This is a genomic window from Streptomyces xylophagus, assembly GCF_000716435.1.
Lineage (GTDB): Bacteria > Actinomycetota > Actinomycetes > Streptomycetales > Streptomycetaceae > Streptomyces > Streptomyces xylophagus.
Genome location: NZ_JNWO01000031.1, coordinates 1 through 12,312, shown reverse-complemented (window position 1 = coordinate 12,312; position 12,312 = coordinate 1). Strand labels below are relative to the sequence as shown.

General features: G+C 72.9%; 7 protein-coding genes and 1 pseudogene. 4 read left to right on the top strand and 4 right to left on the bottom strand.

Going from position 1 to position 12,312, the window contains the following annotated elements; translation table 11 throughout:
* The first annotated feature begins 94 nt into the window (after window positions 1-94).
* Window positions 95-1,711 (top strand): sigma-70 family RNA polymerase sigma factor, encoded by a 1,617-nt coding sequence (locus tag OO70_RS42830; protein ID WP_043684447.1) that lies wholly within the window; start codon window positions 95-97, stop codon window positions 1,709-1,711.
* Here the strand turns inward: OO70_RS42830 and OO70_RS42825 are convergent.
* Together OO70_RS42825 and OO70_RS42820 are read right to left on the bottom strand one after the other, a co-directional pair.
* A complete protein-coding gene (locus OO70_RS42825; protein ID WP_158711591.1) occupies window positions 1,696-3,285 on the bottom strand; it encodes a hypothetical protein in 1,590 nt (529 codons plus the stop codon). The genes OO70_RS42830 and OO70_RS42825 overlap by 16 nt on opposite strands.
* A gap of 78 nt (window positions 3,286-3,363) precedes the next feature.
* On the bottom strand, window positions 3,364-4,275 hold the full coding sequence (locus OO70_RS42820; protein ID WP_078651777.1) for a LysR family transcriptional regulator: 912 nt from the start codon (window positions 4,273-4,275) through the stop codon (window positions 3,364-3,366).
* A gap of 90 nt (window positions 4,276-4,365) precedes the next feature.
* Between OO70_RS42820 and OO70_RS42815 the strand changes: the two genes are divergently transcribed.
* Window positions 4,366-5,196, top strand: coding sequence for an SDR family NAD(P)-dependent oxidoreductase (locus OO70_RS42815; protein ID WP_043684439.1), 831 nt, complete (start codon window positions 4,366-4,368; stop codon window positions 5,194-5,196).
* A gap of 90 nt (window positions 5,197-5,286) precedes the next feature.
* Window positions 5,287-7,542 (top strand): DEAD/DEAH box helicase, encoded by a 2,256-nt coding sequence (locus OO70_RS42810; RefSeq protein ID WP_043684436.1) that lies wholly within the window; start codon window positions 5,287-5,289, stop codon window positions 7,540-7,542.
* A gap of 26 nt (window positions 7,543-7,568) precedes the next feature.
* On the opposite strand, the gene OO70_RS42805 is transcribed toward OO70_RS42810, so the two are convergent.
* Complete coding sequence (locus OO70_RS42805; protein ID WP_043684433.1) at window positions 7,569-10,181, bottom strand: discoidin domain-containing protein; 2,613 nt, start codon at window positions 10,179-10,181, stop codon at window positions 7,569-7,571.
* Between the two features lie 491 nt (window positions 10,182-10,672).
* The gene (locus OO70_RS42800; protein ID WP_078651775.1) at window positions 10,673-11,911 is read right to left on the bottom strand and encodes a serpin family protein; all 1,239 of its coding nucleotides are present in this window, start codon (window positions 11,909-11,911) and stop codon (window positions 10,673-10,675) included.
* 186 nt (window positions 11,912-12,097) lie between these two features.
* Between OO70_RS42800 and OO70_RS56345 the strand changes: the two are divergent.
* Window positions 12,098-12,312: pseudogene (locus OO70_RS56345) on the top strand (DUF4190 domain-containing protein); the annotation flags it as partial.

The window sequence follows — 12,312 nt, the reverse complement described above, 5'->3', positions numbered from 1 at the left end:
TCACCTTGCGGGGCGACTGCAACTTTAATTGAAAGTTTTGCCATCTAGGGTACAAACCCTTCCCCGCCCCACTGGCAACTGGAGCGTTGCTGCCATGAACGACGGTCCCACCGCCGCGTACGCCCGGATCTACGAGGAGCAGCAGCCGCGCCTCGTCGCCTACGCCCGCTCGCTCACCCGGAACGCCTGGGTCGCCGAAGACCTCGTCGCCGAGGCGCACTTCAGGGTGTGGCGCAGGCTGTCCGCCGGGCACGAGATCGAGAACGTACCGGCGTACCTCATGACCACGGTGAAGCATCTCGCGACCGCGGCGGGCAGCGCCGCACGCGAGACACCGCACGATCCGCAGGCCGACGAGCGGGCAGGCGCGGACCCGGTGCACCTCCACGCCCACGGGGACGATCCGGCCGAACAGGTGTCGTCCACCGACCTGTTGGTGCGGGTGCTCGAGCAGCTGCCCGAGCGCTGGGTGAAGGCGCTGTGGCTGGCCGAGGCGGAGGGCCTGCCGCTGGCCGCGATAGGCCCCCAACTCGGCACCAAGCAGGGCGCGACGGCCGTACTGCTGCACCGGGCGCGGGAAGGCATGCGGCAGGCGTTCCTGCGCGCCCAGACCGGCGCCCCGGACGATCCCGCGTGCCAGGTCCACTGGGCCCGTATGCCCGCGTACGTGCGCGGCGGCGCCACCGAGCGGCAGTCCGAACGGCTCCTCGGCCACGTCGACGCGTGCGACGACTGCCGCGCCCGCCTCGCGGCCCTGATGCGCGCCAATGACCGGCTGCCCGCACTCGTGGCACCCGCTCTGCTGGTGTTCGTGCTCGGCGGCGCGGGCAAGTTCCTGCTCGTCGCGTTCGGCGCGGGCTCCGCCGGCGCGGTCACCGCCGCGGGCGGTCATGGCGGCGGGTTGCTGCACGGCGTACGGCACGCGGCGGTCGGCGCGTCCAAGACGCAGCTGGCAGCCGCGGTCGGCACGGCCGTCGCGGGCGCCGTCGCGGTGATCGTCGTCCTCGGCGGCGGCGACGCCACCGAAGTCCCGGTCGCCAAGGGCCCGGTGGCCGAAGTGCCCGTGTCCCAGGCGCCGGTGGCGTCCCAGCCCCGGACGGCGAAGCCCTCGAAGACGCCGAGCGACGGCGGTCGCTCTACGGCCCCTGCGACGAACAGATCCACAAGTGCCGTGTCTCCAGCCGACCTTGGCACGACCGGGGGCGGGTCGACCGTGACACCGGTGGGGAGCGGTGGCGGAACACCCGCTCCTACGGCCCCTGTTGAGCCGCCTCCGGTGACCACCGAGCCGACCCCGGTTCCGACGCCGACTCCGACTCCTGCTCCACCGGTGACCACGGAGCCGGAGCCGACGCCGACTCCCACGCCGCCGGTGGTCACGCCTCCGGTGGTCACGGAACCGACCCCGGACCCGAAGCCCGTGGACCCGACGCCGACGGAACCGGCTCCCACGCCGCCCAAGACCGAGGAGCCGACGCCGGAGCCGACGCCGGAGCCGACGCCCGAGCCGACCGCCCCCGTGCAGGAGACCCCGGACCCCGTCACCTCGGAGCCCACGACCCCGTACGAGCCGCCGTCGTCACCTACGCCTACGCCCACACCCGAGCCGTCCACGGAAGCTCCAACTCCCGCCGATCCCGCGCCTGTTGAGACCCCGGGCGGCGACCAGCCCTGTGATCCGGCGGCCGGGAGGGATCAGCCGATCGCGTAGGCGCGGTAGACCGTCTCCACCGAAGTGCCGCCGGTGGAGTCGGTCACCTGCGAGCGCAGGGCGACCGCGCCGGAGGCCGGGTTGTGCACGGCGGCCTTCCAGGCGGACCCGGAACGCGTGACGGAGACGGCCTTCCAGGTCGTGCCGCCGTCCGAAGACGCCCAGACCTTCAGGGACTTGACCGCCGACTTGGTGAACTTGACGTCAGGGCCCTGGGATCCGCGGCCCGCGCTGACGGTGACCGAGGTGGTGCTGCTCGCCTTCGCCCGGTTGCTGCTGTCGAGACCGGCGGGCAGGAAGCGGGTCATGAAAACGGGCGCGACCACCGACTTGGCCGGGTCGGCCTTGAACCGCCAGTCGAGCGTGACGCGCGGCGACAGCATGCCGGACGGGAAGGTGATGCCCGGGCGGTAGCGGTGGGCGTCGACGGTCAGCCGGTATGTGCCGGCCGAGTGGATGCGGGCGGCGAAACCGTCGTCGGAGGAACCCCAGTTGGTCAGGGTCTGCTTCTTGACGGTGGTGCTCCCCTTGGACAGGACCACCGTCTCCTTCGTCGGGTCGGAGCCCCAGACACCCACGTCCGGGTCGCCGATCAGTGCGTCCGGGATGAAGTTCACGGACTTCTGCCAGACCGTCGGCAGATAGTGCATGGGGCTCCACACGGCCCGCCCGAACGACTGGGTGAAGCTCTGCCCCGCCTTCAGCGTCCGCACCGCCGGGAAACCGCCCCCGACGTCGTCCCCGTTGCTCGCGTAGATGTCGTCGCGTGGCTGCCAACTCCCGGGCGTCACATGGGTGGTGGCGCTGTACGGCGCGCTGCCGCCGTAGACGTTGGCGTACATGTCGGTCGTGCAGTTGTCGACCTTGGGCGCGGCCTGGAGCGCGACGTCGTGCTCGTTCGCCATCTGCGTCCCGCTGCGCACCGAGAAACGCATCGTCGCCAGCTGGGACCGCTTGAACGACCCGCCGGGCGCGGCCGGGACACCGGTCGTGTTCTTCACCGCGACGTAGCTGTCGTTGCCCGACCACTGCGCCATGAACCCGAACTGCAGCAGCTTGGAGGAGTTGGGGATCGCGTAGAGGGACCCGGCGTTGTTCCAGCCGCCGGCGCTGTACGCGGAGGGCATGTCCAGGTCGGCGGCGCACACCTGCGCGCTGATCCGGGCTGGCTCGGTCACATCGGCCGGGGTGTCCAGCGACACCTTCACGGCCTTGCCCTTGCGGGCGTCCAGGGTCACGGACTTGGCGCCCGACACCGTCACGACCTGCGCGCCGATGGTGTCGGTGCCCAGACCGTCCGTGGCGCTCTCGTAGATGTCCGTCATCGCGAGGTACTTGCCCGACGGCAGGCTGAGCTTCTTGCCGGACTTGACGGTGCGCCTCTCACCCGACGACGCGTTGACGACGGTCACCGTCGTCGCCACCTTCGCGCCGTGCCGCCCCAGCGTGGTGACGGTCAGCGAGCCCGACGCCGCCTGCGCGGAAGCGGCGGGAACGACCAGCGGCGCGAGCATGGCCACGCCGACGAAAACGAACCGTATGCGTCTTGTACGGCCGACGCGTTCTGCGCTCATGACTACCCCCTGAAGACCCCGGAGAAGACCCCGGGAACGACCCGACTCCCCAAAGCCGACTCATAGTAGCCACGCGTCTCACGCCCCACTCATGACCCCCCGGCAAGCCTCCGCGTACGCCCTCACCAGCGGTCGTCCGCCGTCCTCGCGCCGCCACGCCAGGGCGTAACGGCTCGGCGAAATGCCGTGCACAGGGCGGGTGATGACACCGCCGAGGCTGATCAGGTGGGCGTTGCCCGAGGCCACCAGACAGATGCCGAGACCGGCGACCAACGCCTCGTACGTCTCCTCCGTGCTCGCGATCTCCGCGCCGATGCGCGGTGGCCGTCCGCCGCGTTCGTCGAGGGCGAGCCAGTAGTCGCGCAGGGGGCCCGCGCCGGGCGGCAGGGCGAGGAACGGCTCGTCGACGAGGTCCGCGAAGTCGACCTCCGCGCGGGCGGCCAGCGGATGGGAGTCCGGGAGCGCGACCAGGCGGGGTTCCTCGGCGACCACCGTCCAGCCGTAGCGCTCCGCGTCGGGCAGCGGCAGCCAGACGAAGGCGACGTCCGTGTCGCCGTCCGCGAGACCCGCCGTCGGATCGTCCCAGCTCACCTGACGCAGCCGTACGACCGCCTCCGGACGCGCGGCCGTGAAGCGGGAGCGGATCGCGGGCAGCAGTCCGCCCCGGCCCGGGCTGGTGCTCATGCCGACCACCAGGGTGCTGCGCCCGGCCGCGCTCACCTCCGCCAGCGCGGACGCGCCCTCCGCCCAGACCGCCAACACCCGCTCGGCGTACGGCAGGAGGGCCGCGCCGGCCTCGGTGAGCGCCACGCCCCGCCGGTCACGCCGGAACAGCTCGGCGCCCAACTGCCGCTCCAGCGCCCGGATCTGCTTGCTCAGCGCGGGCTGCGACACGTACAGCTTCTCGGCCGCGCGCGTGAAGTGGAGCTCCTCGGCGACCGCGACGAAGTAGCGCAGGTCCCGCACATGGACGTCCGTAGTCATAGCCATTGGTTATCAGCGTAGGTCTTGGACGGGCGGTCGGGGGCGGGAGCAGGCTGGTCGGCAGATGGGAAACACGGGATCTCAAGGGGAGACGTCATGAACAAGGTGTGGCTGGTGACCGGCGCGAGCAGCGGGTTCGGGCGGGCGATCGTCGAGGCCGCGCTGGCCGCCGGTGACGTGGTCGTGGGTGCGGCGCGGCGGACCGAGGGGCTGGACGAGCTGGTGGCCGCGTGGCCCGACCAGCTGGAGGCGCTGCGCCTGGACGTCACCGACACGGGCGCGGCGGAGGCGGCCGTACGGGACGTGGTGGCGCGGCACGGGCGGATCGACGTCCTCGTCAACAACGCGGGCCGTACGCACGTCGGGGCCTTCGAGGAGACCACCGAGCAGGAGCTGCGGGACCTCTTCGACCTGCACGTCTTCGGTCCCGCCGCCCTCACGCGCGCGGTGCTGCCGTCCATGCGGGAGCGGCGGTCCGGAGCGATCGTGCAGATGAGCAGCATGGGCGGGCAGATGTCCTTCGCGGGCTTCTCGGCGTACAGCGGAACGAAGTTCGCCCTGGAGGGGCTCTCCGAAGGGCTCGCGGACGAGGTCGCCGAGTACGGCATCAAGGTCCTGGTCGTCGAGCCGGGCGCCTTCCGGACCGCCCTCTTCGACACCAGCCGGGCCGGAGTCAGCGCCGACAGCGGTGTGTACGCCAAGGTGAGCGCGACCCGCGGCTTCGTCTCGGGCGGCGACGGCGCCCAGGCCGGCGACCCCGCGAAGGCGGCGGCCCTCATCCTCGCCGCCCTCGACGCCGAGGAGACCCCGCTGCACCTGCCGCTCGGCGACGACGCGGTAGACGCCGTGCTCGGGCACCTGGAGCAGGTGCGCGGCGACATCGCGGCCTGGGAGAAGCGGACCCGGGCGACGGGGTTCGACGCGTGACGGAGGGCCGGGAAGCCGGGCCCGCTCCTGTTGTCAGTGCCGCGTGCCACGATGGGCGGACAGGGAGACGAACGGGGAGCGGGGGGTGACATGGAGGGCGAGCCGCCGCGGGCCGGCCGACGGACCAGGGAGCTGTGCGCGCGAGGCACGCGGTTGTACGACGTGGCGCGCGCCCTGCGTGACGACCACACCCGCGCTCTGGACACCGTCCGCTCCGCACTGGAACCGCTGCGGGCCGAACTCGTCGCGCAGGAGCTGGAGTCCATCCCGGTCGCCCGGCTGAAGGACGTCACCGAGGGGCGGCTGCGGCTCGGGGCCGTGGAGGCGGCGGGACTGACCTCCGTGCGCGCGGTGCACGAGGCGAGCCGGTACGAGCTGCGGCAACTGCCCGGCGTAGGACAGCAGACCGCCGACCGGGCGCTCGCCGCCGCCCGGCAGATCGCCCGGGCCGTCGCGGAGACCGTCTCCGTCCGCATCGACGTCGACCACCCCGAACCCCGCACCACCGCCCTGGTCATCGCCCTCCAGCGGCTCGTCGAAGCGGGCCCCGAGCTGCGCCGCGCCCTGGACGCCGCCACCCGGCTCGACGAGCGGCTCGGCGCGCTGCTGCCCGTGGCCCGGCCCGCCAGCAGCAGACTGCTGATGGCCCTCGCCGGCCGTCGGCGCAGGGACGGCGCGCTCGCCGCGGTCGCCGAACTCCACGAACTGGTCGCCGACCCGGCCGCCAAGGACGTACGGCTGCTGATCGCGCAGGCCTCCACCGACCTGCTGCGCCCGCCGGTCTCCGACATCGAGGCCTGGGTCGACTTCGAGCTGCGCTCCGCCGAGTACTACAGCCAGCTCGCCGAGGTCGACGGACACCAGCCGGACCTCGCCGCGAGCGAGGGCTTCCTGCCGGCGGAGCTGGCCGAGCGCGTGCACGCACAACCCCTGGACGACACCCACCGCCGGGTCTCCCTGCGCGGCTACCAGTCGTTCGGGGCGCGTTTCGCCCTGGCCCAGCGCCGGGTCGTCCTCGGGGATGAGATGGGACTCGGCAAGACCGTCCAGGCCATCGCCGCGCTGGCCCATCTCGCGGCCGAGGGGCACAGCCACTTCCTGGTCGTCTGCCCGGCCAGCGTGCTGATCAACTGGACCCGCGAGATCGGCGCCCGCAGCACCCTGCGCGCGCTGCCCGTGCACGGCCCGGACCGGCACGAGGCCTATGCGGAGTGGGGTGAGCGGGGCGGGGTCGCGATCACGACCTTCGACACGCTGCACACCTTGCCGACGCCGGCCGACACGTCACCGAAGGGCAGGAAGCCGAGGGGCGAGCGGCCGTGGGGCGAGCGGCCGTGGGGTGAGAAGTCCAAGGGCGAGGCGCCGACCGGGCCCACCCCGGGCATGCTCGTCGTGGACGAAGCCCACTACGTGAAGAACCCGGACACCCGCCGCACCAAGTCGGTCGCGCTGTGGACCGAACGCTGCGACCGCGTCCTGTTCCTCACCGGCACGCCCATGGAGAACCACGTCGAGGAGTTCCGCACCCTCGTCCGCCACTTGCGCCCCGACCTGCTGCCGACCGTCAGCAACGGCACCGCGGCGGCCGGACCGCACGCCTTCCGCAAGTCCGTCGCCCCCGCCTATCTGCGCCGCAACCAGGAGGACGTGCTCACCGAACTGCCCGCCCTCGTCCAGGTCGACGAGTGGGTGGAGCTCGGCGTCGCCGACCGCGAGGCGTACGACCGCGCGGTCGGCGACGGCAACTTCATGGCGATGCGCCGGGCCGCCTACGCCGACACCGAGAAGTCCGCGAAGCTGCAACGCCTGCGGGAACTGGTCACCGAGGCCGCCGACAACGGGGTGAAGGTGGTGGTCTTCTCGTACTTCCGGGACGTGCTCGCGGCGGTGGAACAGGCCCTGGAGAAGGGGGTGTTCGGTCCCATCTCCGGCAGCGTCCCGGCCGCCCGCCGACAGCAACTGGTCGACGACTTCACCCAGGCCCCCGGCCACGCCGTGCTGCTCTCCCAGATCGAGGCGGGCGGGGTCGGCCTCAACCTCCAGGCCGCCTCCCTGGTCATCCTCTGCGAACCCCAGGTCAAGCCCACCGTCGAGCACCAGGCCGTGGCCCGCGTCCACCGCATGGGCCAGATACGCACGGTCCAGGTGCACCGCATGCTCGCCACCGACAGCGTGGACGACCGGCTCCTGACCATCCTCAAGAACAAGGACCGCCTCTTCGACGCGTTCGCCCGGCGCAGCGCCCTCGCGGACGCCACCCCGGACGCGATCGACGTCTCCGACGCCACGCTGGCACGCCGCATCGTGGAGGAGGAGCAGCGGAGACTGGCGGCGGAAGCCAACTGACCCTGCCCTTCAAGGGTGTTCGGCCGTCACGAGCGCACGTTCAGTTCGGCGAGAGCGGAGCCCTCACCGCCTCGCACGGTGACCCGGACGTACCGGGCGGGCGTCCCGTCAGGCGCGTGCCACGCATGCCCGTCGGCCGAGACCTCGACCCTGTACGCCCCCGGCTGCTTCGTCCACGTGGGTCGCACCGTCCCGACGTGTACCTGGTGGCTCAGGTCGACGGTGAGTGAGGCGCGGTCGGTGGCCGGGGACCAGTTGGTCGCGGGGCTGCCGTCCACGGCGGCCTCCGGATAGAGGCCGGACTCCGAGGAGGTGGCCGTCGCGGGCCGGCAGCGGGCCAGGTCGGTGGTGGGGGTGAGATCGGGTCGCCGGGTCTTCAGGGTGACCGTGCCGGAGAGTGTGCGGCGCCCCTCGGGGGTCTCCAGCACGAAGGGAGCCCCGGACCGCAGCCGTACCGTCGTCGTCCTCGCCCCGATCGCGATGTCGTACGTACGACCCCGCCAGCGAAGCCCGGACAGGCGTACGCCGTCGCTGAGTTGGGGCGGCAGGCTCGGGTCGAGGTGGAGGGCGTCGGGGCGCAGCCGCAGGCCGGTGAGGCCGTGGGTGAAGACCTGGAGGAAGCCGCCCTTGCCGGTGAGGAAGTCCTGGGCGGGGGAGCCCGCGAGGGGGTCGGACGCGCCCGCCTTGTCGCCGCGTGACTCCGAGAAGAGGGCGAACGGGCCGCGCGCGAACGGCTGGTAGGCCCGCCGCAGGAAGGTGTACGCGGCACAGCCCGGCTCGCCGATCGCCGCCGCGTCGATCGCGTGGACGGCGTCGGTCATGGCGGGGCCGTCCGGGTCGGTGCGCTGGGCGTAGTAGTCGAGGGTGGCGGCCGCGGCACCGGCGGGCATCGGCCACTCCAGCGGGTAGATCAGCAGCACGGTGTCGGCCTGCTTGATCTGGGAGCCGTTGTAGCCGTCGTACTGGAGGAAGATCTTGCGCTTCGGGTCGTAGGGGATGCGCAGGTGGTTCGCGATGGTGAGCCAGTCGGTGGGGGCGGTCGTGCCCAGGGTGTGGGCCGCGTCGGCGGCGGCGCGCAGGGCGGTGGTGGCGACGGCGTTCGTGTAGACGGCGTCGTTGACGCCGTTGCTGTACTCGTCGGGGCCCGCGACCTCCTTGACGGAGTACGAGCCGTCGGTGTTCTTCGTGACCCGCGAAGTCCAGTACTGGGCAAGGCCGTTGAGGAGGGGCCAGCCTTCGGTACGGAGCCAGGTGCGGTCGCCGGTCGCGAGGTAGTACTGCCAGGCGGCGAGGGCGATGTCGCCCTGGAGGTGGTTCTGGGTGACGCAGTGCGGCGGGAACCAGCTCTGGCACTCGTTCCACAGCAGACCGTGGCTCGCACTCGTCCACGGGAAGAACAGGCCCTTCACCGAGGTCTTCGCCGCGTTCTCGGCGGCGGCCGCGCGGGTGCGGTAGCGGTAGTCGAGGACCGGGCGGGCGAGGTCGGGGTGGGCGGCGAGCAGCGAGGGGAACATCCAGGTCTCGGCGTCCCAGAAGACCATGCCCGCGTAGTTGTCGCTGGTCAGACCGGCGGGCGCGATGCTGTTCCGGGCGCCGGGGCGCAGCGCGGACAGCAGCCCGTACTGGGCGGAACGGGCCCAGAGTTGGAGATCCGGGTGGCCCGGCACCTCGATGTCCGACGACCACAACGCCCGCCAAGCGGAGGTGTGCGAGGCGAGCAGCGCGTCCCACCCGCGCCGCGCGGCCCGCCCGGCGGCGTCCCGCGCGGCGGAACGGGGGTCGTGGGCGGTGAGGGCCGTGTCGACGCCGACGTACTTGGTGGCGGTGTAGGAGCGACCGGAACGAACGGGAAGGACGGCCGCCTGACTGGCACTCAACTTCCCTGTACGGAGGGCATGTTGGGAGTGCCCGGGCCCGGGTGCATCAAGCACCGACGCCACGGCCCCGTCCACCCCCGTCCCGTCCGTGCGGAACGCCACGCCGATGGTGTCGTCGCCGACAGGGCCGCCGTCCGTCTGCGTGACACGCCGTGCGCCACGGCCGTCGAGGCGGTCGGTGAGGGTGAGTTCGCCGTCCCAGTGCGGGGTCACGCGCAGGCGTACGGCGCCGGTGTGCGGGCTGTCGCGGGCGGCGAGGACGTCGTAGACGAGGTCGGTGCGGCGGCCGTCCTTCGTGGTCCAGGTGAGGGACGTACGGACGTACCCGCAACGGAGGTTGAGCGTCTGGCGGTAGTGGCTGACCCGGCCGGTGCTGCCGCCGTAGGTCTCGGAGCCGGCCGTGACGTCGAGGCCGGTCCAGGTCGGGAGGGCGGCGAGGGCCTCGCGGCCGGCGGTGTTCGCGGGGCCCCGGGCGTAGAGGCCGGAGACGAACGCGCCGTCGTAGCGCGGGGTGTAGAGCGGCCAGCCGGTCTTCTCGCCGGACGCCGCGTAGCCGGCACCGGCGGGCGGGACACGGGTGCCGAGATAGCCGTTGCCGACGTACGGGTGGTACGTGTCGGCCGGGTCGATCCGGGTGGCCGAGGGGGCCCAGCCGCGCGCCCCGCAGTCGTCGAGGGGGCGCGGTGCGGCGGACGCCGGGGGGAAGGAGAGGAGCAGGGCGGCGGTGAGGAGCGGGAGGAGCAGGCGGGTCGGCTTGGTCACTGTTCGACGATGGGGTGCGGTGTGGGGCGGGGGGCGGTGGCGCGCGGGGGGTTCCCACGGACGGGGGGAGTCGGGGCGTGGGGTCGAGGGGGATGCGGGGCGGTGTTCAGGGGCGGATCGAGGATCAGGGGGTGGTCGGGCGCGGGGCGGGGGTCGGACCAGGATCGGGCGGGGTGCGGGTGCCGATCCAGGATCGGGCGGCCCGAGTGCCGGCCGCCTGGCGGAGACCGCCTGCGTGCGGGCTGTTGCTGCTCGCCGGGTGGAGACCGCCGGTTCGCCCGCTGTTCCTGCCCGCCGGGCGGAAGCCACCTGCTTGCCGGCTGCTCTTGCCCGCCGGGCGGAACCACCCCCGACGGAACCACCCCCGACGGAAGCACCCCCGGGACCCCCCGACGGAACCACCCCCGACGGAAGCACCCCCGGGACCCTCCGACGGAACCACTCCCGACGTGCCGCCCGCTCAGATCAGCGCACGCGAGTCGGCCCGCGCGTCAGCGCGAGGCATGCGACCCGTCCCCGTACTGCGTCGGCTCGGTGACCCAGCCCGCCGTCAGGACGAGCCGTGACTCCCGGTGTACGGCCAGGAAGCCGAAGGGGCGGTCGAAGCGGGCCGTGACGACGGTGGTCGTGCAGCGGAGGTCGGGCAGCGCGCCGGCGGGGGTCGGAGCGATCGCGGTCACCGCGCCCGCACGGAAACCGAGCGCGCCGAACTGCGCCACCGCGGACTGTTCGGCCTTCCCGACGGCCAGCGGGAGCGGGCTGATGCCGGGGAAGTGGCCGTCGCCGGTGTCCCTCGCCGTCGTGAGCCCGAACAGGCCGTGCAGCGCGAGGAGATCGTGCCGCGTCCGCATGTCGTACGCCACCGTCGTCACGGTCAGTTCCGGCGGTCGCGGTGTGCCGCACCGCTGTTGCTCGACGCGCAGGCCGGGTCCCACGTCGCCGTAAGGGAGTTGGCCGCTCGGTACCACGGCGAGCCGTCGCCCCAGGATGTCCACGCCCGAGCCGAGCACCTGACCGGGCGTCATGCGCTGTTCGCCGAGCAGGAGATGGACGTCGATTCCGTTGTCGCCGGGGACCTTCAGCTCGGTGACGTAGCCGTGCGGGCCGCTCGCCACACCGACCCGGTCGAGCCGGACGCCGGTGCGGCGCAGACCGGCCAACTGCCGTCCCTGCCAAGGTCCGGCGTCCGGGGAGAGCATCAACTCGTCGAAAGGGCGCGGCCATTCAGTACGCAGAGCGAGCGCGCTCGCCAGAACCATCGCCACGTCCTCGTCCAACGCGACCGGCATCCGCTCGATCAACCCGCCCGTCCGCTCGGCGGCCCAGGAGTCCAACGCCTTTTGGCAGACCTGGAGATCCCCGCTGAGCACACCGTGCGTGTCCGCCGGCAGCCCGGCCCGCCACTCCTCCCCTACGGTCAGTTCGGGTCGCGTCCACAGGCCGAGCGCGGAGCTCAGGCCGCGCATCGCCCCCATCGCGCCCAGCAACTCCCGTGCGGCGGCGGCAGCTTGGTCGGCCGGCACCCCCACCGCGTCCGCGAGCTCCTCCCGCGCGGCCCCCGACGCCCCGTCGGCCAGAAACGCGAGCAACGGCCACACCCCGGCCGCCGAGAAGACCGCCGCCCCGGTCACCGTGTCCGCCCACCGCGCCGCCAGCCGATTGACCGCGTCGACCGTCCCCCCGACAGCCGCACCGCCCACTGCCGTGCCCCCGGCCGCCGTCCCCTGCACCGCTCCCAATTCCGCCCCCGTGAGTCCCGTAGCGCAAGATCGCGCACGGGAAGGCTATCGTCGGCGGCCCGGTGCCGGATGATCAGCCCCAGCGGTCGTCAGCCGCTCACCTCACGCTTAACATGCGCGAGTCGTACGTCCGTTCCGCATCTGAAGATCCCCGCCTGAACCAGGAGCACGGTAGCCGTGTCCATACCCCCGCCCCCTCAGGGTCCCGAAGGTCCCCAGGACCAGCCCCCGGGCCCGGCTCCCCTCCCGCAGGCACCCTCCACCCCGTACAACCCGTACGCCCCGCCGTCACAGGACCCCTACGCCCCGCCCCCGCAGACCCCCCACGGCGCGCAGCCGCAGCCCCAACCCCCGTACGGCACACCGCCGCAGAGCCCGTACACCCCGTACCC

Excerpts from the sequence above, each read along its gene's own strand:
- OO70_RS42830 (WP_043684447.1), top strand. The coding sequence starts at position 95 with ATGAACGACGGTCCCACCGCCGCGTACGCCCGGATCTACGAGGAGCAG.
- OO70_RS42825 (WP_158711591.1), bottom strand. The coding sequence starts at position 3,285 with ATGAGCGCAGAACGCGTCGGCCGTACAAGACGCATACGGTTCGTTTTC.
- OO70_RS42820 (WP_078651777.1), bottom strand. The coding sequence starts at position 4,275 with ATGGCTATGACTACGGACGTCCATGTGCGGGACCTGCGCTACTTCGTC.
- OO70_RS42815 (WP_043684439.1), top strand. The coding sequence starts at position 4,366 with ATGAACAAGGTGTGGCTGGTGACCGGCGCGAGCAGCGGGTTCGGGCGG.
- OO70_RS42810 (WP_043684436.1), top strand. The coding sequence starts at position 5,287 with ATGGAGGGCGAGCCGCCGCGGGCCGGCCGACGGACCAGGGAGCTGTGC.